Source organism: Coleofasciculus sp. LEGE 07092 (assembly GCF_015207375.1).
GTDB lineage: Bacteria > Cyanobacteriota > Cyanobacteriia > Cyanobacteriales > Coleofasciculaceae > LEGE-07092.
This window is the reverse complement of sequence record NZ_JADEWY010000022.1, coordinates 12,885-34,675: the sequence shown is the minus strand read 5'-3', so window position 1 is coordinate 34,675 and position 21,791 is coordinate 12,885. Positions and strand designations below refer to the sequence as shown.

The 21,791-nt window shown below is 45.5% G+C and carries 15 protein-coding genes and 1 pseudogene; 8 read left to right on the top strand and 8 right to left on the bottom strand.

Going from position 1 to position 21,791, the window contains the following annotated elements:
• Positions 1-82: 82 nt before the first annotated feature.
• Positions 83-409: a hypothetical protein gene (locus IQ257_RS07835; protein ID WP_193872863.1), complete on the top strand. Its 327-nt coding sequence runs from the start codon at positions 83-85 to the stop codon at positions 407-409.
• Positions 410-516: 107 nt separating this feature from the next.
• On the opposite strand, the gene glyS is transcribed toward IQ257_RS07835, so the two are convergent.
• On the bottom strand, positions 517-2,661 hold the full coding sequence (gene glyS, locus IQ257_RS07830; RefSeq protein ID WP_193872864.1) for a glycine--tRNA ligase subunit beta: 2,145 nt from the start codon (positions 2,659-2,661) through the stop codon (positions 517-519).
• A 237-nt stretch (positions 2,662-2,898) separates the two neighbouring features.
• Here glyS and IQ257_RS07825 point away from each other — a divergent pair, with 237 nt between their 5' ends.
• A complete protein-coding gene (locus IQ257_RS07825) occupies positions 2,899-7,356 on the top strand; it encodes a response regulator (RefSeq protein WP_193872865.1) in 4,458 nt (1,485 codons plus the stop codon).
• Positions 7,357-7,444: 88 nt separating this feature from the next.
• On the opposite strand, the gene IQ257_RS07820 is transcribed toward IQ257_RS07825, so the two are convergent.
• The 3 genes from IQ257_RS07820 to IQ257_RS07810 form a co-directional block, all read right to left on the bottom strand.
• Positions 7,445-8,671, bottom strand: a complete 1,227-nt coding sequence (locus tag IQ257_RS07820; RefSeq protein ID WP_193872866.1) for a family 10 glycosylhydrolase — start codon at positions 8,669-8,671, stop codon at positions 7,445-7,447.
• 317 nt (positions 8,672-8,988) lie between these two features.
• Positions 8,989-11,001, bottom strand: coding sequence for a BamA/TamA family outer membrane protein (locus IQ257_RS07815; RefSeq protein WP_193872867.1), 2,013 nt, complete (start codon positions 10,999-11,001; stop codon positions 8,989-8,991).
• A 419-nt stretch (positions 11,002-11,420) separates the two neighbouring features.
• Positions 11,421-12,737 (bottom strand): site-specific DNA-methyltransferase, encoded by a 1,317-nt coding sequence (locus IQ257_RS07810; RefSeq protein WP_193872868.1) that lies wholly within the window; start codon positions 12,735-12,737, stop codon positions 11,421-11,423.
• Between the two features lie 242 nt (positions 12,738-12,979).
• On the opposite strand from IQ257_RS07810, the gene IQ257_RS07805 reads away from it, so the two are divergent.
• Positions 12,980-13,573, top strand: coding sequence for a DUF6940 family protein (locus IQ257_RS07805; protein ID WP_193872869.1), 594 nt, complete (start codon positions 12,980-12,982; stop codon positions 13,571-13,573).
• Between the two features lie 171 nt (positions 13,574-13,744).
• Here IQ257_RS07805 and miaB read toward each other — a convergent pair whose 3' ends face one another.
• Entirely contained in the window at positions 13,745-15,100 is a 1,356-nt protein-coding gene (gene miaB / locus IQ257_RS07800; protein WP_193872870.1) for a tRNA (N6-isopentenyl adenosine(37)-C2)-methylthiotransferase MiaB, read from the bottom strand.
• Positions 15,101-15,285: 185 nt separating this feature from the next.
• Here miaB and msrA point away from each other — a divergent pair, with 185 nt between their 5' ends.
• On the top strand, positions 15,286-15,942 hold the full coding sequence (gene msrA, locus IQ257_RS07795) for a peptide-methionine (S)-S-oxide reductase MsrA (protein ID WP_193872871.1): 657 nt from the start codon (positions 15,286-15,288) through the stop codon (positions 15,940-15,942).
• Between the two features lie 134 nt (positions 15,943-16,076).
• Here msrA and IQ257_RS07790 read toward each other — a convergent pair whose 3' ends face one another.
• The 3 genes from IQ257_RS07790 to IQ257_RS07780 form a co-directional block, all read right to left on the bottom strand.
• The gene (locus IQ257_RS07790; RefSeq protein WP_193872872.1) at positions 16,077-17,321 is read right to left on the bottom strand and encodes a pentapeptide repeat-containing protein; all 1,245 of its coding nucleotides are present in this window, start codon (positions 17,319-17,321) and stop codon (positions 16,077-16,079) included.
• A gap of 474 nt (positions 17,322-17,795) precedes the next feature.
• Complete coding sequence (locus IQ257_RS07785; RefSeq protein WP_193872873.1) at positions 17,796-18,425, bottom strand: DUF1361 domain-containing protein; 630 nt, start codon at positions 18,423-18,425, stop codon at positions 17,796-17,798.
• Between the two features lie 421 nt (positions 18,426-18,846).
• Positions 18,847-19,008: a hypothetical protein gene (locus tag IQ257_RS07780; RefSeq protein WP_193872874.1), complete on the bottom strand. Its 162-nt coding sequence runs from the start codon at positions 19,006-19,008 to the stop codon at positions 18,847-18,849.
• Positions 19,009-19,415: 407 nt separating this feature from the next.
• Here IQ257_RS07780 and IQ257_RS07775 point away from each other — a divergent pair, with 407 nt between their 5' ends.
• From IQ257_RS07775 to IQ257_RS07760, 4 genes and pseudogenes are all read left to right on the top strand, one after another.
• Positions 19,416-20,087, top strand: coding sequence for a DUF2301 domain-containing membrane protein (locus IQ257_RS07775; RefSeq protein WP_193872875.1), 672 nt, complete (start codon positions 19,416-19,418; stop codon positions 20,085-20,087).
• Between the two features lie 20 nt (positions 20,088-20,107).
• Positions 20,108-20,517, top strand: a pseudogene (locus IQ257_RS31415) (SDR family NAD(P)-dependent oxidoreductase).
• A gap of 231 nt (positions 20,518-20,748) precedes the next feature.
• Complete coding sequence (locus IQ257_RS07765) at positions 20,749-21,360, top strand: hypothetical protein (protein WP_228060511.1); 612 nt, start codon at positions 20,749-20,751, stop codon at positions 21,358-21,360.
• Between the two features lie 286 nt (positions 21,361-21,646).
• Positions 21,647-21,790 carry a hypothetical protein gene (locus tag IQ257_RS07760; protein ID WP_193872876.1) on the top strand — a complete coding sequence of 48 codons (144 nt, stop codon included), beginning with the start codon at positions 21,647-21,649 and terminating at the stop codon, positions 21,788-21,790.
• Position 21,791 lies beyond the last annotated feature (1 nt).

Below are 21,791 nucleotides of genomic sequence, written 5' to 3'. Positions count from 1 at the left end.
CGTTAAGTTGACACGAATGCCCTCTACTCAATTATTTGGATGATAAATTAATAGTAAATAAAGCAGGGGCAATCATTTTACTATGAACATCAAAATTCTGGCAGCAGCGATAAGTTTGACCTTACTCGGCTGGATAACACCAACTCAAGCACAACCCTTATCCGAGCAACAACTACCCTCTACTATCGAGCAACTCACCAACCCCTCCCAACTCCGGCAATTGCAACAACGCCTCCAGCGCGAACAACCTCTCCTGTATTTATTTTTACAGTTAGAACCCGCTGAGTCTGACAATCTGCAACAAAAAGCTGAAGAACAAATTCGGGAAATTTTGCAGCAACCTCCATCCCTACAACAGCGACTGTTTCAGCAACAAATACGGGGAACATTGCAACTCGATGAGTTGTGAATGAACCGATTCCCTGTTCCTACGCATAATTTTCCCCTATTTATCCTGACGGAATCCTCGGCTTTTGAACTCATGGGGAGTTCCCCACTCCCCACTCCCTTCCAACTCTAACTTTTAACGATCGCTCCAAAATCAGCCAGCACCCGCGCATGATTCCGCAGTAAACCCAGTAAATTCAACCGATTCCGCCGAATTTCTGGGTCTGAGTCCATCACCAACACGCTGTCTTCACCATCAAAGAATCGGCTAACAGTAGGAGCAATCTCTGCCAAAGCATCAACCACTTGTTGATAATTACGTTGTTCTTGAGCTGCTTGGGTTTGCGGTACTAGCTTGACTAGGGCATCGTAAAATGCTTTCTCAGAGGATTTTTGGAATAGTTCCGGACGCACAACCGCCTTGGGTTCTAATTGTTGGAAATCCAACTCCCCTTGAACTGATAAACGGGCAGAACGGTTAACGGTTTCGTAGATTTCATCGAGCTTACCGTTATTGCGGATAGTTTGGAGGAATAAAGCGCGATCACGGACATCCAACAAGTCTTTTAATGCCCGTTGAGTGTACTCAGTATCATTCTCACCCAGAACAGCATTTACTAAGTCGTAATCAATCGTCCGTTCTTCTTGTAGTAGTGTGCGGATGCGTTGTAAAAAGAACTCCTGTAGCAATTCCACAGGCGAATTTTTATCCGAATAAGTTGCTACAAAATCTGCCGATATATCCTGTAATAACTGATACAGATTAATCGGTAAATCAGCATCCCAGGTAATAGTAATGAGCGCATTTGCCGCACGGCGTAGAGCAAAGGGGTCAGAGGAACCCGTTGGCAGCATTCCTAATCCAAAGATACTTACTAAGGTATCCAGTCGGTCAGCCAAGCCAACAACTTGACCCGTAAGGATTTGCGGCAACTTATCTCCCGCTCCTTTGGGTAAATAATGTTCAACAATTGCCGTTGCCACAGCTTCTGATTCCCCGCTAGCGGCAGCATATTTACTGCCCATTACTCCTTGCAATTCGGGAAACTCGTAGACCATTTGGGTAACAAGGTCAGCTTTGCAAAGCTCTGCCGCTCGTAAAATATCAGTATGCTCTGCCTGGGATACTGGTAATTGGTCAGCAATCTGAGCCGCAATTTTCTCAATCCGCCCTACTTTCTCGCGTACCGAACCCAAATCTTCCTGAAACGTTACCTTCTCCAACCGGGGCAAGTAACTTTCTAGAGGCTGACACAAATCAGCTTTGTAGAAAAACTGACCATCTGCCAAGCGTGCTCGGATTACCCGTTCGTTTCCAGGTGCAATAATGTCAGATTTAGCTGGGTCGCCATTAGAAATGGTAATGAAATAAGGTATTAACTCGGTAGCGGTGACATCTTTGAACACCGGGAAGTAGCGCTGGTGAGTGACCATCACTGTTTTCACCACCTCTGGCGGTAAAATCAAAAACTCCGAGTCAAATTTCCCGACTACAGCGCTGGGAAATTCGACTAAGTTGGTAACTTCTTCTAATAAATCTTCGTACATTGGAGCGTGACCCCCCAGCTTTTGCGCTGCCGACTCCACTTGTTCTTTGATTTTGCTCCGACGTTCATTGGGGTCTACGACAACATAAGCAGAATGCAGGCACTGGACATAATCAGCCGCTTGGGGTATCTGAACGGGTTCTGATTGTAAGATGCGATGACCTTGGGAAATGCGATCGCTCTTAACCGTTTCTGAACCACTGACCAACTCGATCGGCAATACCGCATCATCCAATAGTGCCACCAACCAGCGAATCGGTCGAGAAAACTTGATGTCCCCATCTCCCCAAGACATAAACCGCTTGCCTTCCAGCCCCAAAATCCACTGAGGAATCAGTTCAGTGAGAATCTCAGTAGCGGCACGACCGGCTATTTTTTTGAGAACGAAAACAAATTCTCCCTTGTCTGTCTCCCGCACTTCCAGGGCATCCAGTTCAACCCCTTGCTTGCGGGCAAACCCCTCGGCAGCTTTGGTTGGTTTACCATCCTTAAACGCTGCCTTTGCTGGTGGACCTTTCACGTCTTCTTCCCGGTTGGGTTGTTGTGCTGGCAACCCTTTAATTAGCACGGCAAGGCGTCGGGGAGTACCGTACACCTCAATGGCTTCGGGAGTGAGGAATTGCTCGTCGAGGGTTTTCGGCAGGTTTGACTGCCACTGGACAATAGCGCGATCGACAAAATCTGCGGGTAATTCTTCTGTACCGACTTCTAATAAAAATGTAGGCATGACAGCTAGACGAGGGAGCTTCGCTCAGGTGTGGGGAGCGGGGGAGCGGAGGAGAAGAGTAACACTCAAAAATCGCCTTGTCTCCTTCTCTCCTTATCTCTTCCCCCACATCCCAAACCCTTCTGAATAGTTTAACCTGCTAGCTATCCCGTGTGATCGCCTGCTGCTTGAAGGGATACGACTATCCGGAAATTACCTGCCAACCTCTGAAAAACAGGATAGTTATGGGAGAAGTGTATGAAACTTAAAACCAAATTTATTTCCGGTTTTTTAGGGGTGGCATCCCTAGTCGCCCTTTTGGGCATCATTAATATTCAAACGAAAAAGAATGTTGACGAACAGTTTAATAAAATTACAGAAAGTACAACTCGACAGTTAATCGCCTTAGACCGAGTAAAGGTTGCTTCAGTCTTAATGATGAATGAAGTTTATAGCTATGCCGTCATTGAAGGAGAATCTCAGTATCTTTCTATTCCTACTAAAGTTGATGCCAGCTCCCAAGAACAACTTCAAGAGAAAAAAGAATTTCAGGAGGCTGTCGAAAATCTAGAACAATCCTTAGCTGAGTTTAAAGACTTTGCCAATACGCCTCAATTACAAAATGTTTACCGACAACTCACCACTGGAAAATTGCAACTCGCTGAAATTGGTCAGGAGATTATCGATTTAAAGGCTGCCAATTTTAAAGGAGAGGATATCCTTCAAGCTAGGCAGGAGATAGAAAAGGCGCAAGATCAATTTCTGGAAGTCGTCGATCAGGCAATTGCTGTTAATTTGGAGGCTCTCGAACAGGAAAATAAAACCGCTAACCGCAGCTCTACTTATTCACTTATCATTAACTCAACTTCCGTTTCTGTCGTTATTGCTATCTCGATCATCATGGGGATAGTGCTAGCCGAAAGGATTACGCGACCTATTGTAAAGCTCAAAGAAGCCGCTGCCAAAATTGGGGAAGGAGAATTTGATACCCAGGTTGAGATTAACACAGGAGATGAATTGAGTATTTTAGCCGATGCCTTCAATAATATGGTTCGGCAGCTTCAGGACACAACTGTATCCAAATCTTATCTAGATAATATTATCCGTTCTCTGAGCGATGCGTTGATTGTTCTTAATAGAAATATTAAAGTTGAAAGCTTTAATGAAGCGACCTTATTTCTCTCTGGCTATGAATCCAGTGAGCTGCGCGGACAACCACTAGACCTCTTCTTTAAAGAAGAAAATTTCCTTTCGTCCTTAGAAGCGAACGGCTCTCGACAAAATAGCTTCCTAGGGCGGAGAGAAACAACCTTCTTTACTAAAGAAGGCGGTCCCATTCCCGTGTCTGTTACTGCATCAGTTATGCAGAATGCTGCGGGTAGAATTCAAGGAATCGTCTGTTTAGTGCAAGACATCTCAGCACGCAAACGAGCAGATGAGGCGCTGCGCCGACAAGCTCTAATGTTTGAAACCATTTACGACGGCGTTATCCTCACCGATTTAGCGGGTCGCATTCTGGATTGGAACCCCTCTGCCGAGCGAATATTTGGCTACGAAAAAGCTGAAATGTTAGGCAAAACCTGCGGAATGGTCTATCAGCCAGAAGAAGCAAGAATACTGACTCGGCAGATGATTGATGGATTGATGCGCGAGGGACGCTGGGCTGGAGAGATTGACTTTATTCGTAAAGATGGGACTAGAGGAGTTTGCGAAACTGTCATCGTACCCCTGCCCGACGAAAAGGGCAAGCCCATCGCTGCCATTGGTGTTAATCGCGACATTACCGAACGCAAGCAATACGAAAATCAGTTAGTTGAAGCGCGGGAAGCTGCCGTTGAAGCAGCACGAGCCAAAGCCCAATTCTTGGCAAACATGAGCCATGAAATCCGCACCCCGATGAATGGAGTGCTGGGCATGAGTGAATTGCTCCTGAGTACCGAACTGAATGACCGACAGCTCGACTTCGTGAAAACGCTGCAAGTGAGTGGCGAACACTTGCTAGGAGTCATTAACGATATTCTCGACTTCTCGAAACTTGAAGCTGGAGAAATGCGGCTCGATACCGGTGAGTTGAACTTGAACCGCTGCTTGGAAGAAGTACTGGATTTGTGCAGCTCCCAAGCCAATGCCAAAGAGTTGGAACTGGCGCTGTTAATAGACACCGATGTACCGCGACAATTGCTAGGAGATGCGGGTCGCCTGCGGCAGATTCTCACCAATTTAGTCGGCAATTCAGTGAAATTTACCGATGCTGGGGAAGTCGTAATTCACGTATCGGTTTCTGGTGAATCGGAAGACGAACAAAAAACCCAATTGCGATTTGCAGTTAAAGATACAGGAATTGGCATTTCCTTAGACGACCAGAGAAAGCTATTTCAAGCCTTCTCACAAGTAGACGTTTCTACAACCCGCAAGCACGGTGGTACTGGCTTAGGTCTGGCAATCTGTAGGCAACTTATCGAAATAATGGGCGGTGAAATTGGCGTAGAAAGTCAAGCTGGGGTTGGTTCTACGTTCTGGTTTACAGCCACCTTTGGGAAAGTGACGGCTGACTCTATTGTAGAAGGACTCTATCCTGTTATTAGCAGTGTGCTGGCATCCCCTGAATCCCTGACTGGGAAACGGGTGTTGGTAGTCGATGACCGTCCCATTAACCGTCAAATCGTGCAGCATCAGTTGAGTGCTAGGGGTATGCAAGTGGATGAAGCCGATAATGGCATTGTCGCACTCAACGCTTTGCAAGCCGCCACGGAAGCTGGAATCCCCTACGATGTGGCGCTGCTGGATATGAAAATGCCTAAAATCGATGGCTCAACTCTGGGGCGGCTGATTCTGGCAGAACCCGATTGGGCGCGTACCAAATTGGTGCTGATGACATCCATGCATGCTGGCGATTCCGCTCAACCCCTACTAAAAAGTGGGTTTGCTGATTATTTAGTCAAACCTGTCAAAGAATCGCAGTTACTACAGTCACTACTCAAGATACTTGCACCTGAAGTCCCATCATCAATTCTTAGTACTCAGTCTTCTTTGGACGGCGAATTGACTCCTAAAGGTGAACAGCAGACGAGCTTGAAGATTTTGTTAGTGGAAGATACTCCTATCAATCTCAAACTGGTGCAGCATCAGGTGCAACTCCTGGGACACCAGTCGGAGTCCGCAGAGAATGGACAAGAAGCCCTTGACAAATTAGCACAAAATGAGTACGACATCGTGCTAATGGATTGCCAGATGCCGGTGATGGATGGCTATCAGGCAACTCGAATGTTGCGCCAACGGGAAGGTACAGACCGCCATACTGTGCTGATTGGCATGACGGCTTATGCGATGCAAGGCGATCGCGAAAAATGTTTGGCAGTCGGCATGGATGACTACCTCAGCAAACCGGTGATGGTGAAAAATTTGGCACCGATGCTAGAGCGTTGGTCGCCGAAAGGTAAAGGAAATTCCCAGGAGACAAAGCTCAAACCTGAGCGTCAAACGAAACTGGAGCCGTCCTCAACCTTAGTGGACTGGGTACGTCTGAAGGCAATTTCTGAGGGAGACCCGGCATTCCAACTGGAACTGGTGCAAGGATTTATCAAAGAGGGGGCGAGTTTTCTTGCGGAAGCCAAAGAAGCTTTAGCCGATAGCGACTGGGTGACATTAGCCAACAAAGCTCACCAAATCAAAGGGGCAAGTTCTTCGGTTGCCGTACAAGCTATGCCAGAGATGGCGTCTCAACTTCGCCATCAAGCGATCGTTAAAAATCCGGATGGTGCGGCTCAGTTCATTGCTCAGTTAGAACAAATCCTTGAGCAACTCAAGGGACATATCGATATGAATGCCTCAACTGGAGATGAGCGATCGCCTCAAGCGACTAAGGTACAAACACCCCAAAAGCGATCGCCCAGCACTGATACTCCGCCATTGAGGAAACTAGGATTGGACTCTGACCAAAAACAACAAACTAGTCTGAAACTTCTGTTAGTTGAAGATACCCCCATTAACCTAAAATTAGTTCAGCATCAGGTGCGCTTGCTGGGTCATCAGTGGGAGTCGGCAGAAAATGGTCGCAAAGCCCTTGAGAAATTAGCTCATAACGAGTATGACATCGTACTTATGGACTGTCAGATGCCGATTATGGACGGCTATCAGGCAACCCAGAAATTGCGCCAGCGAGAAGGTACAGATCGTCATACCGTTGTTATTGGCATGACGGCTTACGCGATGCCGGGGGATCGGGAGAAGTGTTTGGCGGCGGGTATGGATGACTACCTGAGCAAACCCGTGATGGTCAAGGAGTTGAAAGTTATGTTACAGCGATGGTCATCTGTCGTCAAAGCAGACGTGCGGGGAGAACGCAGCAAGTCTGAAGGTGACGATTTGGTAGATTGGGCACACCTACAAGAAATCTCTGGGGCGGAGCCTGCATTCCAACTGGAACTGGTGAAGGGATTTATCAAAGATAGCAAAGGTTTCCTCACGGAAACCAAGCAAGCTCTAGAGAATCAAGACTGGGTTACTCTCGCGAACAAAGCTCACCAGCTCAAAGGTTCGAGTGCCTCAGTTGCCGTGCAATCGATGTCAGGATTAGCGAGTCAACTCCACGATCACGCAAAAGCGAACAGCTTGGAGGGAACTATCGAGTTAGTGAATCAGTTAGAGCAACGTTTAGAGCAGTTGAAAGTGTCTGTAGATAGGAAAGCGATCGCAATTAGAAAGGCTGCCAAATAGAGAAATCATCTTTCCGGTGAGTGAAGTACAGACAACCCCGACTTCTTAGAGAAATCGGGGTTATTGCTTGGATTTTACCTATGCGGGACTAGTTACTCATTGATGTAAACTTTTTGATAGAAGCAGCCGTTTCTTCTGGCTTTCCCGATGATGGAAAAAGTAAAACACTCTTGATTTTGGGGTTATTAACCAATTCTTTTAAGCGATACAATTGCTGATCTGAAATGGCAACTCCCGCATAATTTTCGGCATAATCTAGTTCTTCTTTGAAATTATCATCGTTATAAATTTGAATGAAAACTCGATCAACATTCCAATTTGTCCAATCCGCCGCAAAATAACGTTTACCCCAATAAGGGTTATGATGGCAAAGGTCGAAGCTAACGGTCGGGTTAGCTTTCTTTATATCAGCCCTCATTTGCTGCACAAAATTAGTTAAATGAGTGGTACGATCGACTTTTCCGGGTAAGTCAGCATGATAACCTAGGTAATCATCCCACTGAACGGCATCAATGGTTGGATACTTTTGGACAAATTCCACTGATATCTTTTTGAATAAATTAGCAACCTCTGGAATCTCCACATCTAGTACATAGTGTTCAATGTCAGCGTAGGTTCTATCAACCCCAGGCACAACCCATCGTTTAGAAATTGCCAAGTCAAATATCGGGCTATTTTTATCGATTTTAATTCCTTTCTCAAAATAGGCATGAACTTGCATTCCCTGCTTGTGTGCCTCATCAATTAACCAATCTAACCATTGAGATTGAAATTGGTTGGGACAACTTTTGAATCCGAATGTTTGCTGCAGAACCTCGCTGTTATACATCGTGCAACCATTACCCCACACTCCATGAATAATTGTATTAATTCCTTGAGCGCGATAAGAACGAACTCGTTCACGAATCATTTGTTCGCTAGCATTATTAGTCGCTTGATACCGACTTAAATAAATTCCCCTTATTTCTTTTTTCTCCCAAGGTGTTTGAGGTGATGGTGAGCTCTTGGCGGTTACGGGTGATGGTGAAACTTGTGGATTGCTTGTCGGTGTCTCAGTCGGACTAACGGGTGGAAGGGGAGAATTGGCAACGGGTAAGGGCGGCGTCGGCGCAGGAGTCAAAGTAGGAGTAGTTGGTTGTTGATTATTAGGTTGATTATTAGGCAAAAACCTGCTGATATTATCAGACACAAATTTGTCGATGCCTAGATTATCTAGATGTGTAAAGCCCCAGTAACCAACACCTAACAAAACTATGATTAAGGAAAATGGAATACTCGCACATCCACATCCATTTTTTTCTTTTTTAGATGGCATGGCAATATTTGTTGTTATTTAACGACAACAGCAACTCTCTTTACTCAATCTAGGGCAAGCTGTAGTAATCCGTACCAGAAACTGCCGAAAGAATCATTTAGGACTGAGGTGCTACACTAAGTTACTTCACTTTGCGATCGCTCAATTCCGCATAGAGACTAGAAAAAAGTTCCAAAAAATAAATTATCCCATCCCGTAGGACAGGCATCTTGCCTGTCAAAAGCTATCAAAAGCAGGCATCCTACCTTTTAGGGGCAGGCGAGACGCCTACCCTACGAAAACTTGGGTATTTTTTTTGCCGAGTCTTCAGCAAACCCTTAGAACCGCTGACCTAACCCAAACTGAACTCGGCTTTCGCCTTGATCGTTAAATCCCAAGTCAGCACGAATGATACCCACTGGTGAATTAACCCGCAAGCCAGCACCGTAACCAAAACCTGCTCCCGGTTTGTCACGCACGACTCCCGGTTCTCCCGGCACTGTGTCGCCAGTACCCAAGTCAGAAGCAAAGTCAGCAAAAACAACGGCACCCACAGGATTAAACAGGGGAATCCGATACTCAGCCGATGCTAGCACGTAGCTGCGACCCGTACCGACATCACCCGTGCCATACCCGCGCACCGAATTCTGACCCCCTAAGTTAAAGGCGCGGTAAGGGGGCAAATCGCCAATGGTGGTGCCACCTTGAACATTAAAGGCTAGTACTTCTTGACCATTACCGCCGATGACATCAAGGGGAAGGTACTGAGAGTAGTCCGCCTTAACTTGATTCATTAAAATACTACCACTGCCGATTGGTACAGACTGTTCAGAGGTGAGGCGGAGGAGAGAACCTTGAGTAGGATTAAAGGGATTGTCCCGCTTATCTCTGGCAACGCCAGCCGATACTGTCACCAAGTCATCAATACCCGTGCCACTGAAGGAGAGGGAATTGCCCAGTTCGTCCACTGGAGTAATATTCCCATCGCTATCGCGGATACTGGTACGAGTGTAGTTTAATCCTACTGACCCACCCCATTCCTCGTTCAAGGGTTTAGATAAGGTAACGCCACCGCCAAACTGTCCTTCGCGGGGATCGTCGCCATTGGCTAAGTCAACATCATCATCAAAAGTTCGGGATACCGTGCGCCGCCGGAAAGTATTGATATTATATCCTGGTGTATCAGGATTGCTAGCAAGGTAAGGTCTGCCGAAATTGCCGTCAAACTGGAAGTCGCGGCGACTGAACTGGAGATTAACGCCTAAGCGTTGATTGACTCCCCCAACATTGAAATCATTGAAGCTGAGGGTGCCGAAAACACCTTGCTCTTTGTCGTAACCTGCCCCCGCATTCACTGCACGGGCAGAGCGTTCAATCAGTTCGTAGGTGACACCTACATCTGTAGCATCACCATTTAAGGCAATATCAACGGTGTCAAATAGCCCCGACTGGTAAAGCTGCTGCAAGTCCTGCCGCACCACATCCACTTTAAAGACTTGACCGGGTTGCAGTTTTAACTCGCGCTTAATGAAGTCTTCACGGGTGCGCCCATCTGTAGGATTGCCTTCTTCATCAAGGAAGCGGAGATTGATATCACCCACTACACCCTCTGCTAGCTCTAGTATGATCGCACCATCGGGCGTTGATTGTATATCGAGTACTTCCGCTAAGATATAACCGTTGTCTTTATACCATTGGCTTACCTGCTGCACACCTTGACGCAAGGCAGCAGGACTAACGGGTTTGCCGAATTGGGATTGGAAAATAGTATTGGCAACTTCTGGGGTAAGAACTTGGTTGCCGGATAGTTGAAGCGATCGCACCATCGCGGGTTGCACCTGATAGGCGACTTCCCAGCCGTTCGGGTTAGCGTTGCGAGTTACGCGGGCGTCGGAAAATAAGCCAGTATTTAAAATTGCAGTAATATCTTTATTTAATTGGCTTTGACTGGTCTGAGTGCCTGGACGAGTGCCGATTGCTTTCAAGACGATTTGTTGCAATTCTTCAGGAACACCGATTACCTGCACGTCGGTGGCGATGACGACAAGATCGTTATTGGTACTGGTTGCCCTGGCAAATTCTGGTGTTGGGTTGTTTGCAGCCGGATTTGAAGCGTATAACGCTGCCGCCGTTTCGGTGGATTGGGCAAATTCTGGTGTTTGGATGGCTTCCGGTGCAGCGATCGCTTCTGTGGGCTGGGGTGCCGGAGATGCCTCAGTCGGAACAACATAGTTTCTGGCTGGCGATTGCGGGTTGGCAGTTGCGGGATCTGGACTGGCAATTGCCTGGTTGGTTAACTCCCCACCCACTAGGGCTGCCAAAGTAGAAATAGCAATAGTTTTATATACCATAAAAGTAGCCTCGATAGTCAGTTAGTTCGTTAAGATTGCTTGACTTTTGATTAACCTGACCGTCGAATACAGAGTTGGGTTCCGCGAGTTGTGCCACATCTGTGTCTGACACAACAGAGGGAATCCGCCTGGCGGCACACTGATTTCTCGTGCCGATGGCACTCCTCTGGTTGTAGGGTTCGCTCGTTATGATACAGATCGAGGGGGAGGACAGGAGGATGATCGAATAAGCGCCAACAGACAAAAGGTGACAGATATTCTCGACTATGCAAATACTTATAACGTACCTCTAAAGGTGTTTTTTCTAAATGATGGTCCCGGACTGACACTTGGTTCGATGTGGAATGACTATGCAGCTCTAGAGGATGATGGGAAAGGAAGAGTGATGGTATGCACTCTTAAAATGCTAGATGAGAGGTTTACCAAAGATTGGCTTGAAAGTTAAGCTTGCTATTCCATTCCTCAATCACCGTTTCTGGAATAGGTTGTAAATCTGGCGCAGTTTCAACGTAAAGATCCAACCCACTTCGTAAAATTCTATTGATATCTATCAAAGAGCCAGGATTTGATTTATTACCATTACCGCTAATAAAGTCACCCATTGCCTCAGTCCCTTTTGCTAGGCGACAGACTGTGGTTTCCATTGCCAAAGGAGAATTATCTATCCCTATCCACTGCCTTTCTAGCTCCTCTGCAACTGCCACTGTAGTACCACTGCCCACAAAAGCGTCTAACACAAGATCTCCTTGGTTCGAGGAAGCTTGGATAATGCGCTTCAGCATTTCTGGATTCTTTTCAGTTGGATAGCCTGTAATTTTAATATTTTGATTATGAGCATCTTTGAAATCAAGCCAGATATCCTGAACTAGGATACCCTTACTATTATCCAAATATACTTTCCTTCTTGGGTTGCCAGTTGAAGACCAATAAATTTCTCCCCGTGTATCCATTTCTTCTAGCCTTTCAGGTGTATACTGCCAGTGCTTACCAGGCGGAGGAAGCATCCCTCTCCACGGTTGACCGGTTGCACCTTTCCTCACTCCTGGTGCATGAATTGGGACTTTTTTATAACGTCTTCCCGTTTCTTCTTCTATATATTGATATTCTTTTTTAGCCGTAGCATCTGTCCAGAGTTCAAAAGGTTGATTCCATACATAATCACCAGTTTTTGTATAAAATAAAATATAATCTGACACATTGCCATATTGATTTTTTGTGTAATTCTTAGGGTTGCATTTTTTCCTAGTAATACAAGTTCGGAAATTTTTAGCTCCAAATATCTCATCCATCAATACTTTTGTATTAAAAGCCATATTGTCGTCTAAATGGACATAAATAGATCCATAATTAGCTAATAGTTCTCTAAGCAAGATTAACCGTTGACGTAAAAACTCTAAATAATCAGCTCCATCTATTAAATCATGATAAGCATGAGTCTGATTTCTAGACTCAAAACCAGCTCCGGTAGCATAAGGTGGATCAATATAAACCAATCCCACTTTTCCAACAATATTAATGTCATCTAATAAACTTCGGATAACTCTTAAATTTTCGCCATAGATCAGTCTGTTTTTAAGCTGTTTTTCTACAGTCGCAACACGACGTAATTTGGCGGGAGGAGTATTAAATATATCTTCAACAGGAAGTTTACCTTCATATTCCAGTTGGAATGATACTTGATTAGCATTCGCCAATCTACTATTGCGTTTAGTCTTACCTGGTATGCCTGTTGCCATTTAAGTTTTAATTTTCTATTTACTATTAATACTTTCTATCTGGTTTAAAAAGACATTTATCTGGATCTAGAGGTTGGTTGCACATTCTCCATTTTTTTGTTCTTAAGCTGATTATGTAAAATTCATGGCTGTGCTGTTCTTTGATAAACATGGGGAAACTATATTATATCGCTAACCTTGCCCGCAGTATTGCTCTAAGCACATCCATACATCTAACATTGAAGAAAAGACAGGATATCCAAATGTGGAAATCATGTGTCGAGTCTCTAAACGCTGATCGCATTCAAAAGGTTTCTATTCTGTCCAATGGCAAGCTGATTCTCTACTCAGAAGTAATTCAGCTATGGCAGCATAGCAAGGATTTTCGTACATTCTTCATATCCCTGCTAGCCGATGCTCCATTTTCAGCTTTTTTCTGGGAAACTCCTGCTCTCTCGGACGCTACTATCAACCAAGTATTCGAGTTTGTGCTGGTAGATAGTCCAAACCTTGCAGGTGTACAAGCCAATCCAAGTGATTTTGCCAGTCACTTTGCAGCAGCAGGTGAGAAAGAGTCAATTATTACATTTCCTAATCTGGGGAAAGATGCTTTGCTTGTTGTGCCTTGTCCAAAAGCATCTACATCTACATACCGTCATATTGCTGCTTTTATGCGTGAGGCACCGACACAGCAAAAGCACGCCTTGTGGCAAAGCGTAGGATTAGCACTTGAGCAAAAGCTTGATGAGCATCCCATCTGGTTAAGTACTTCAGGTTTAGGGGTATATTGGCTACATATCCGCTTAGACTCGTACCCGAAGTACTACAGCTACCACCCCTATAGAGTCCCAAAGTAAGTCCCTGTTCTGCACTTCCAGTCTGAGGATGAGCTTAACTTTTCCATTTAAGGTTGACAGACCACTAGTTGAGCTTGACTTGGTTGAGTGCTGTTTATTATGTCAGTTTACAGCGTAACGGATTTTTCGGATAGGCTCTAAGTGGAATGGCACTGAATTGCAGAACAGAAATTAACAGGTGGCTAGGGCTAAGGCTTCACCGGTCAGGCTGAAGGCACGTACTTCAGTAATTTTGACTTTCACCAACTGACCCTGCAACTCTTTAATATCACCCCTAAAAAAGGTCAACCGATTGCCCCTAGTGCGCCCCATCACCTGGGTGGAGTCTTTTAGATTTTGGTCTTCTACCAGCACTTCTTCGATGCGATTCAGGTAACGCTGTGATCGCTCGGCTGCCTTAATCCCAACTAAATGATTGATACGCTGGAGGCGATCGCTCTTTACCTCCTCACTAATCTGATTTTCCCACAGTGCGGCTGGTGTACCAGGACGGGGAGAATAGGCAGCGGTATTGAGCTGATCGAAACCAATATCCTCCACCAACTTCAGGGTATTTTCAAACTGTTCTGCCGTTTCGCCTGGGAAACCAACAATCGCATCGGCACTAATCGACGCATCTGGCATAGAGTCCCGAATCGTATCAATAATCCGGCGATATTTCTCCTGAGTATATCCCCGCGCCATTGCTTTAAGGATGTCATTATCCCCCGATTGGAAGGGAATGTGGAAGTGTTCGCACACCTTGGGCAACTCTTTACAGGCACGAATCAGCCGTTCGGTGAAGTAGCGGGGGTGGCTGGTGGCAAACCGAATGCGCTCAACTCCCGGTATACCGTTTACATAATAAAGTAAATCTGTCAAGGTATGCTGGTGACGCCCAGACTCGGTAACTCCGGATAAGTCACGCCCATAGGCGTCAATATTTTGACCGAGTAGGGTAATCTCCTTATAACCCTGTCGCCCCAATTCTTCCATCTCAGCACGAATTGCTTCCGGAGTACGAGATTGCTCGGTTCCGCGCACGTTAGGCACTACACAGTAAGTGCAGCGTTCATTGCAGCCGTAAATAACATTCACCCAAGCCGTTACGCGACTGTCGCGGCGGGGTTTAGTGATGTCTTCAACGATGTGAATCGGTTCAGTAGCGACAATCTGATTGCCATCGAACACCGCTTCCAGCAAATCTTTGAGCCGATTCGCGTGTTGTGGTCCCATTACCAAATCCAGTTCCGGGACCCGTCGCAACAGTGCTTCACCCTCCTGCTGGGCAACGCACCCAGCGACTACCAGAGTCAGATTAGGTTCTTCGTGCTTGCGCTTTGCCTGTCTGCCAAGGTAGGAATAAACCTTTTGTTCAGCGTTATCCCGAATGGTGCAGGTATTGTAGAGAATCAGGCTAGCATCGTTGGGGTCTTCTGACCACTCAAACCCCATGTTTTCAAGGATGCCAGCCATACGCTCCGAGTCAGCTTTATTCATCTGACAACCGAAGGTGGTGATATGGTAGCGGCGGGGAGATGTGGTCATAGTGACTTAATCTAAACAAGGATTAAAGAAAGGCTTCAAACCTTCATTATAAATAGTCAGGATGAGAACCACAGATTAAAGCAGATATGGCGGTTTTCTGGTGGATACGGTACGGTTTTTAGGCGAAAGGTCACGGATAATATTAAGTAAAGTAAAGACGTTACTCAAAATCAGAGTCAAAACTAATGGTACTATTTGGATTTGGTAAGAAGAAGCTCGCTCTACCCACCCCTGAAGACGCATTACCAGGACGGTCAGAGTCCATGCCAGTACCTTCTCATCACTACGTTAACGGAAAGCCGCTCAAGCCCCCTTACCCTGAAGGAATGGAAGTGGCAATGTTTGGTTTAGGGTGCTTTTGGGGAGCCGAGCGCAAATTTTGGCAGCAAGAAGGCGTGTTCGTCACCGCCGTAGGTTACGCTGCTGGGGTAACACCCAACCCGACCTATCAAGAAGTCTGTACAGGTATGACGGCTCACAATGAAGTAGTGTACGTCGTGTCTGATCCAAAAGTGATCAGTTATGAAACACTCCTGAAAGTTTTCTGGGAAAGTCACAATCCTACCCAAGGGATGCGCCAAGGCAATGACGCTGGCACCCAGTACCGTTCAGGCATTTATGTTTATTCAGAAGACCAGAAAAAACTGGCTGAAGCGTCGAGGGACGCTTATCAAAAAGCCCTAAACCAAGCTGGTTATGGGGAAATTACCACGGAGATTATCGAAGCGCCAGAATTCTACTACGCAGAAGACTACCACCAGCAATACCTAGCTAAAAATCCAGGCGGATATTGTGGGTTAGGTGGTACGAATGTGGCTTGTCCTGTAGGATTATCCCTGTAGTTTTCATGCCCGTCCTCAAGGAGAGGGGCTTTTAACCTCCCTTTCTTGTAATCTCGAGAAATAATAGGGAAAAGGAGAACGACGTTTTGGTGTCTTTAGGAAGTCCTTTTCCCTACTCCCTACTCCCTCTTGGACTAATGCCATCCCTCCAGTGCTGAAAGCAAGATACCACTCAGGGGATGATTAATTAACTCTTTAAGCGTTGCAGTATTTACTTCTTGCAAGGCGTTTATTATTTGTGCTTTCAGAGGAAAATTGCTCTCTAACTGTTTGATTGCTGCTGCAACCACGATGACTTTTTCGAGTGGAGTATTGGTTGGGCAAGTCTGGGTTAGCTCTTGGAGTAGCTGCTGAATTTCTGCTGCAACTTCAGACCATTTGGATTTTGAAATGGTCTGGTCGAATTGCTCGATTAACTGCTGAACTTCTACAACGGATTGAGGTAGGTTGGGGGCAGGAGTTTGATAGGAACTGGGTTGGGCTTGGGGCAACTCTTGAGTTTCTGCTGTCACCTTGGGTACGTTAAATGTGTAGCTTTGGGCAGAGGGCGGTAGCTGCTGAACATCCACGACTACGTCTGGTATACTCGGTGAGGTATTGCTGGCTATCTGATAATCCTGCACCGAAGTCGTTACATTGGGGGCTGTCAAATTAATAGGGTTCAGACTGCTGCGCCAGAGCTGGATAAACTCTCGAGCCGAAAAATTTCCCTGCGTCGGACGGCGTTCTTGCTGTTCAACTTGCAAGTAAACATAATCGCAAATTACTTCCTCTAAATTGGTCGTTCTGTTAGTTTGCCAGTTTTCTAGACAGGCTCCTGTCAATATAGCTTTGTTAAAGTTAGTATCCAGTGCTTGCACTCTTTCTAAATTGGCTGCGCTGAGGTTTGCCATCCTCAGGTTGGCATCATTGAGGTTTGCCATTCTGAAGTTGACCTCACTCAAATTAGCTCCGCTCAGATTCGATATACTCAGGTTGGCATCGCTGAGATTTGCCCTAGTCAGGTTAGCGATTCTCAGGTTAGCTTCGCTGAGATTGACAAACGTGAGGTTGGCATTGATAAAATTAGCCAACGTCAGGTATGCCCCATTCAAGTCTGTGCCTGTGAGGTCTGCCTCAGTAAAGTTTGTGCCTCTGAGGTTTGCTCCTCGGAGGTCAGCTCCTCTCACGTTGGCTCCTGTAAGGTCAGCTTCACTGAGATTCGCCATTCTCAGGTCAACCTGATGAAGGTTAGCCATTCTCAGATTAGCTTCGTTGAGATTAGCTCTGCTCAGGTCTGTTTCACTCAGGTCTACCAGTACTTGAGGGTTATTCTCCCGCCACTGATTCCAGTCCTCTACCCCCTGCTTGAGTAAAGCCAAATGTTGCTCGTTTGCCATTTAGCGCTCGCCTCTTCGCTTGCTCGTTTGTCGCAGCTTAGCCTAAGAACTCCTCTATATACAAGATAAACTCTCACAGTTCAGGATAGTATCTGTCTATTTTTGAGGTTGGTACTGTTCTGGTGCCGACGCTCGCGGAATTGCCAGTTCCCTATCCATTCCCCAATCTCACCTCTAATTTTCGGAACTGCACCCAAAGAAAGATGTTTTCTGGTTATAAAGACTGATTTCCTAGTGTATGTATTGGGAAATAGGGAAAATGATCACCACAATAGAAGAACGAAAGGGATTTTGGGAACGCCTGATCAAAACGATTAGTGATTTTTTGCTTTGGCTGGTCGATCGATTTTGGTCGCGTCGGAGGTAAGTGCGGCTTCATTCTCACCAAAATTGGGAAGCGTGAGTACTAATTTCGCCTTTCTCTAGATTGGGAACAGCAAATAATAGCTGGTCAGATCAAGTAGTTACAGTCATTTAATCTTGAATCATTTTCCGATGGCGCAATCTGAATATCACACCCAAGGTTATTTGCTTCATTAGCCAGTAAAATACCGTCACTATCACAAACGTGATTCCCATAACCAGCAGGGGGCGTTTTGTCGTCAAATCATCAAACAACGTCAGGGCTACGTCGTTCGGCTGCGTGACCAAATCCCAGCTATTGTATCGTTTAAATCGCCCCAAATAGACACCAACAGAACACAGCGCGTGAGTAGCTAACTCCGCTATTACGATAAACTTGCTCATTCTTTGCTGTTGCAAGTAGTAACCCAGATTGATTAACGACAGGACATAGGCTTCAAAACCAATTAGGATTACACTCAAATGCTGGGGGATTAGCACCAGGGTAATAATCCATATGGAGTAGTTGGCACGAATTGCTCCAATTAGGTGAATGATATCTGTGAGCAAATAAGGCGCATTGGGCAAAAAGGCGATAAAAACCAACAAACCCACCCACCATAAAACCGAACGCGAACCCGATTCTCTTCGGAACAACCAAACACTTAAAGCCAATGGGATGAAAGCTAGAAATAAATTCCACGCCATCCAACCACTGTGGCGATGCCAAGCTTTCCAGGCATAAGCAATGAGAGCTTTCATAGGCTTTTCGGTACAGGTATGAGTCTGCTGAATAGTGTCGTAATCACTAGTATAGCTAGCTGATCTCGGTAACGTGCTACAGGAAATTTTTCTGAAGTGGATGAAATTAAGAGATACTCCCAACTAGAGACGTTTTAGCAGGGATCTTTCGACAACTAATACCCGACTCAATTGATGCTGTCAGAGATTGAATCACTTTATGGATTCTTGAAATTTCTGCTGCTTCAAAGATACAGCTTGTATGAGGATGCAGGGGTATGGATACCGAAGCTAGATGCTGTCATCTGCCATGCCTTCAGGCGATCGCACCGAGCCCCACAAAAATAGGGATATCAGTCTACCCTGACATCCCTGTTAAAATTTCCTGACATTTTTCCCAATGTTGCGTCATTAGTGCCAAGATCGAAACGATGAAGAAACTTTAGTTGAGGTTGAGATAGCTGGCTTCTGCTTCTAGCAGACGAACCAACGCTTCATCCCCCTTTGCTCTAGCGATTTCTAAGCGATGCTGCAAGCTTTTTTGGAGACTGTGGCGGTGGACACTAGCAGCTTCCCGTACTTTTTGTGATAAATTTTTGTTCATGGTAAACATTCCTTTTTGCTGATTTGCGGTATCGAGTCTTACTCTTCAAAAATAACACGAAAGGTGTCGCATCAGGGGTAGTAATCGTATTTTTCGATACAGAAAAGAAAAAACGCATAAGGTAATGGAGTAGAAAGATCGCCAGCCTTTCAATGACGACAAAGGGTCTTTGTTCATAAATTGGGATGAACTGTCAGTTAGCCCTAGTTACTTTATAAAAGTTCAACAACAAAACATTACAAAACTTAACTTAACTTAATCAGCAAATAGGAGCAAAAACGTCTATGAGTTTTAAATAACGTTAAAGTTGAAAAACTATAGTATGTTAAAGCCTCGTTACACTGAGCAGGCTTGGTTTTTTTAACCGTAGCCTTAAGCATTGGCTATCGATAAAATAAGGATAAGTTATGACATTACAACAGCAATGGGAACCAGAGGTTTACCAGGGTCAATTTGGAGAATTTACGATTAATCACAGCGATCGCACTGGTGTTATTGTGTACCGCAGTGGCTTACTTGTGGCAGCGTTGAGCTTTGCGATTGGGAGCCTGTTAGTGTTGTGGCAGGGTAATAATCCAACGGTGTTGAGTGTAATAACTCCCCTTTATGCCTTGTTCTGCGTGGCGTTAGGCGTTAGCTTAGTCACCATTCACATTTATCTGGAACCCCTGCACCGACTTTTGCAAATTTTTTGGGGGATCGGCAGCATTGGGGCAGGTATCCTGGCAGTACAAAACAGCGAACCTCTTTCTGCCTTCGTCTACAATAATCCAACTACCCTCTTCGGCATTGGCTTTACCTTTGCTGCTTTAACTGGGATATATTTCAAGGAAGCCTTTTGCTTTAACCGCTTGGAGACTAAGTTCCTTACCCCTCTCGTGCCGACACTGTTACTGGGACACCTAGCAGGTATTTTGCCAACCACATGGGAACAGATCCTGCTGGGAACTTGGGCTGTTTTGTTTGTCCTATTTGCCCTGCGCAAGGTTGTGCAACCGATTCCACCTGACATTGGTGATAAGTCGGTTTTTGCCTATCTTAAAGAAAAGCAAGAAGAAAAGGGTGCTGCTCATTCATAAATGCCAGAGGACTTTATCAAATGAGCTTGCAAGGAAAAGTAGCGATTGTTACAGGAGGGGGTCAAGGGATTGGTAAAGCGATCGCCAAACGATTTTTGCAAGAAGGCATGAAGGTTGCGATCGCTGAAATTGATGAAGAAGCCGGACGAGAAACAGAAGCAGAATTTCAGCCTCTAGGTTCTATCCAATTTATTCAGGCGGATGTTTCTGATGAAAAGTCCGTTCAAAATTTTATTGGCAAAAGCAAGCAACACAACACAAACCCGAATTGACTCAACAAGACAACCACCAACATCCGGCTGGCAGAGTTGGAAAACCTGAAGATGTTGCAGCCTTAGCGGTCTATTTTGCCTCCCCTGAAGCGGCATTTGTTACGGGTGCTAATTTTGTGATTGATGGCGGAATGACGAAAAAAATGATTTACCGATAAGCGAGGAATTATGGGTACAGTCTAGCTGACTTATCGGAAGATTGAGATTCGCCTAGAACTGAATTGAAATACCGTGATTTGAAAACACGCTCTATTTTCAATTACCCAGACTCACTTATTGCTATCAAATGATTTACAAAGGGTGAAAACTCAAAATTTCAGGAGACACTGAAGCGAACAAACCCGATCGCAGGTGGTGCCAATTCAACACAAGTGCAAAGAACAACGATCATGGGGATCTTAATTGTTACGAGTTGTTTGGTGGCTGGACTTTCCCAGGTATGGCTATCACCTCAACTGTTGTCAGAACAGGCAGGGGTACAGTCTATGTCTCTAATCTCCACAAAACCTTCTGCCTTACCGTGGGAATCGATGAGAGTGTTTCCACCTCCCCTAGGAGAAATCATTGAAACCCAATGTCGAGATGCTCCCAATGGTGTTGGCATTCCAGCATTTCAGCCAGGAATCGAGAAGAGCGACGTGCTTCGCCTGCTCGGTGCTCCCACGGGAACGGCACGCGGTTACTGGCCCAATACTCGTGCTGTATTCTATGAATTGATACCGGAGCAAGTGAGCTTAGGCTTTTTGTTTGACAGACATTCAGAACGAATTCGTCAAACGGAAGCATCCTTTACCCCTGTGGTTGATTCTGAAACAGTGCAGCTAACCCTAAATGGTATGCTAGGCTGCCAAATTAATCCTCAAATCCAACAAGGGTTAGAGCAAGTGTGGCAGCAAAAGTCTCAGCAGTTCTCCTTTCGGCTCGATTATCTCAAAGGGGTAATCGAACGCCAAAAAAGCGGTCGAATTTACATCGGTATCTGGGAGGCAGACTTACACTGAGAAAGTCAGAGTCAGATGTAGAAATACTCTATACCGCATTTATAAAAAACTCAGGGGAAAGGAGAAGCCAACAAATAACCTATACCTTTCTCCTTTTACCTATAAGAAAACTGCACGGGCGACAGTGCCAGCTAGGGAATTGTCCAACGTCAGACGCCGGTAACTTGTAAACCTTAGCGAGAACGTTCCATTACCAACAGTACAGTTATCAAAGCTGCCCATTCAACTGTCTGTAAATGAAGTCAGGTTTCTACTGTTGAAGTACCAATAGTGGAGGCTTAAAGGAATGCAAAAAAATGATATTGGCATAATTGTTTTGGGGCTAGCTATGATTGCTGCCAGTTTGTTTTACTTTGATAGCCAGTCAAACTTCAAGATTAGGATTTGGAAGAGTACCCCCTTAGGAATTCACGGTCAAATTCTGAAATAAC

Excerpts from the sequence above, each read along its gene's own strand:
- IQ257_RS07780 (WP_193872874.1), bottom strand. The coding sequence starts at position 19,008 with ATGAACAAAAATTTATCACAAAAAGTACGGGAAGCTGCTAGTGTCCAC.
- IQ257_RS07825 (WP_193872865.1), top strand. The coding sequence starts at position 2,899 with ATGAAACTTAAAACCAAATTTATTTCCGGTTTTTTAGGGGTGGCATCC.
- IQ257_RS07820 (WP_193872866.1), bottom strand. The coding sequence starts at position 8,671 with ATGCCATCTAAAAAAGAAAAAAATGGATGTGGATGTGCGAGTATTCCA.
- IQ257_RS07765 (WP_228060511.1), top strand. The coding sequence starts at position 20,749 with ATGGGGATCTTAATTGTTACGAGTTGTTTGGTGGCTGGACTTTCCCAG.
- msrA (WP_193872871.1), top strand. The coding sequence starts at position 15,286 with ATGGTACTATTTGGATTTGGTAAGAAGAAGCTCGCTCTACCCACCCCT.
- IQ257_RS07810 (WP_193872868.1), bottom strand. The coding sequence starts at position 12,737 with ATGGCAACAGGCATACCAGGTAAGACTAAACGCAATAGTAGATTGGCG.
- miaB (WP_193872870.1), bottom strand. The coding sequence starts at position 15,100 with ATGACCACATCTCCCCGCCGCTACCATATCACCACCTTCGGTTGTCAG.
- IQ257_RS07760 (WP_193872876.1), top strand. The coding sequence starts at position 21,647 with ATGCAAAAAAATGATATTGGCATAATTGTTTTGGGGCTAGCTATGATT.
- IQ257_RS07790 (WP_193872872.1), bottom strand. The coding sequence starts at position 17,321 with ATGGCAAACGAGCAACATTTGGCTTTACTCAAGCAGGGGGTAGAGGAC.
- IQ257_RS07835 (WP_193872863.1), top strand. The coding sequence starts at position 83 with ATGAACATCAAAATTCTGGCAGCAGCGATAAGTTTGACCTTACTCGGC.
- glyS (WP_193872864.1), bottom strand. The coding sequence starts at position 2,661 with ATGCCTACATTTTTATTAGAAGTCGGTACAGAAGAATTACCCGCAGAT.
- IQ257_RS07785 (WP_193872873.1), bottom strand. The coding sequence starts at position 18,425 with ATGAAAGCTCTCATTGCTTATGCCTGGAAAGCTTGGCATCGCCACAGT.
- IQ257_RS07775 (WP_193872875.1), top strand. The coding sequence starts at position 19,416 with ATGACATTACAACAGCAATGGGAACCAGAGGTTTACCAGGGTCAATTT.
- IQ257_RS07805 (WP_193872869.1), top strand. The coding sequence starts at position 12,980 with ATGTGGAAATCATGTGTCGAGTCTCTAAACGCTGATCGCATTCAAAAG.
- IQ257_RS07815 (WP_193872867.1), bottom strand. The coding sequence starts at position 11,001 with ATGGTATATAAAACTATTGCTATTTCTACTTTGGCAGCCCTAGTGGGT.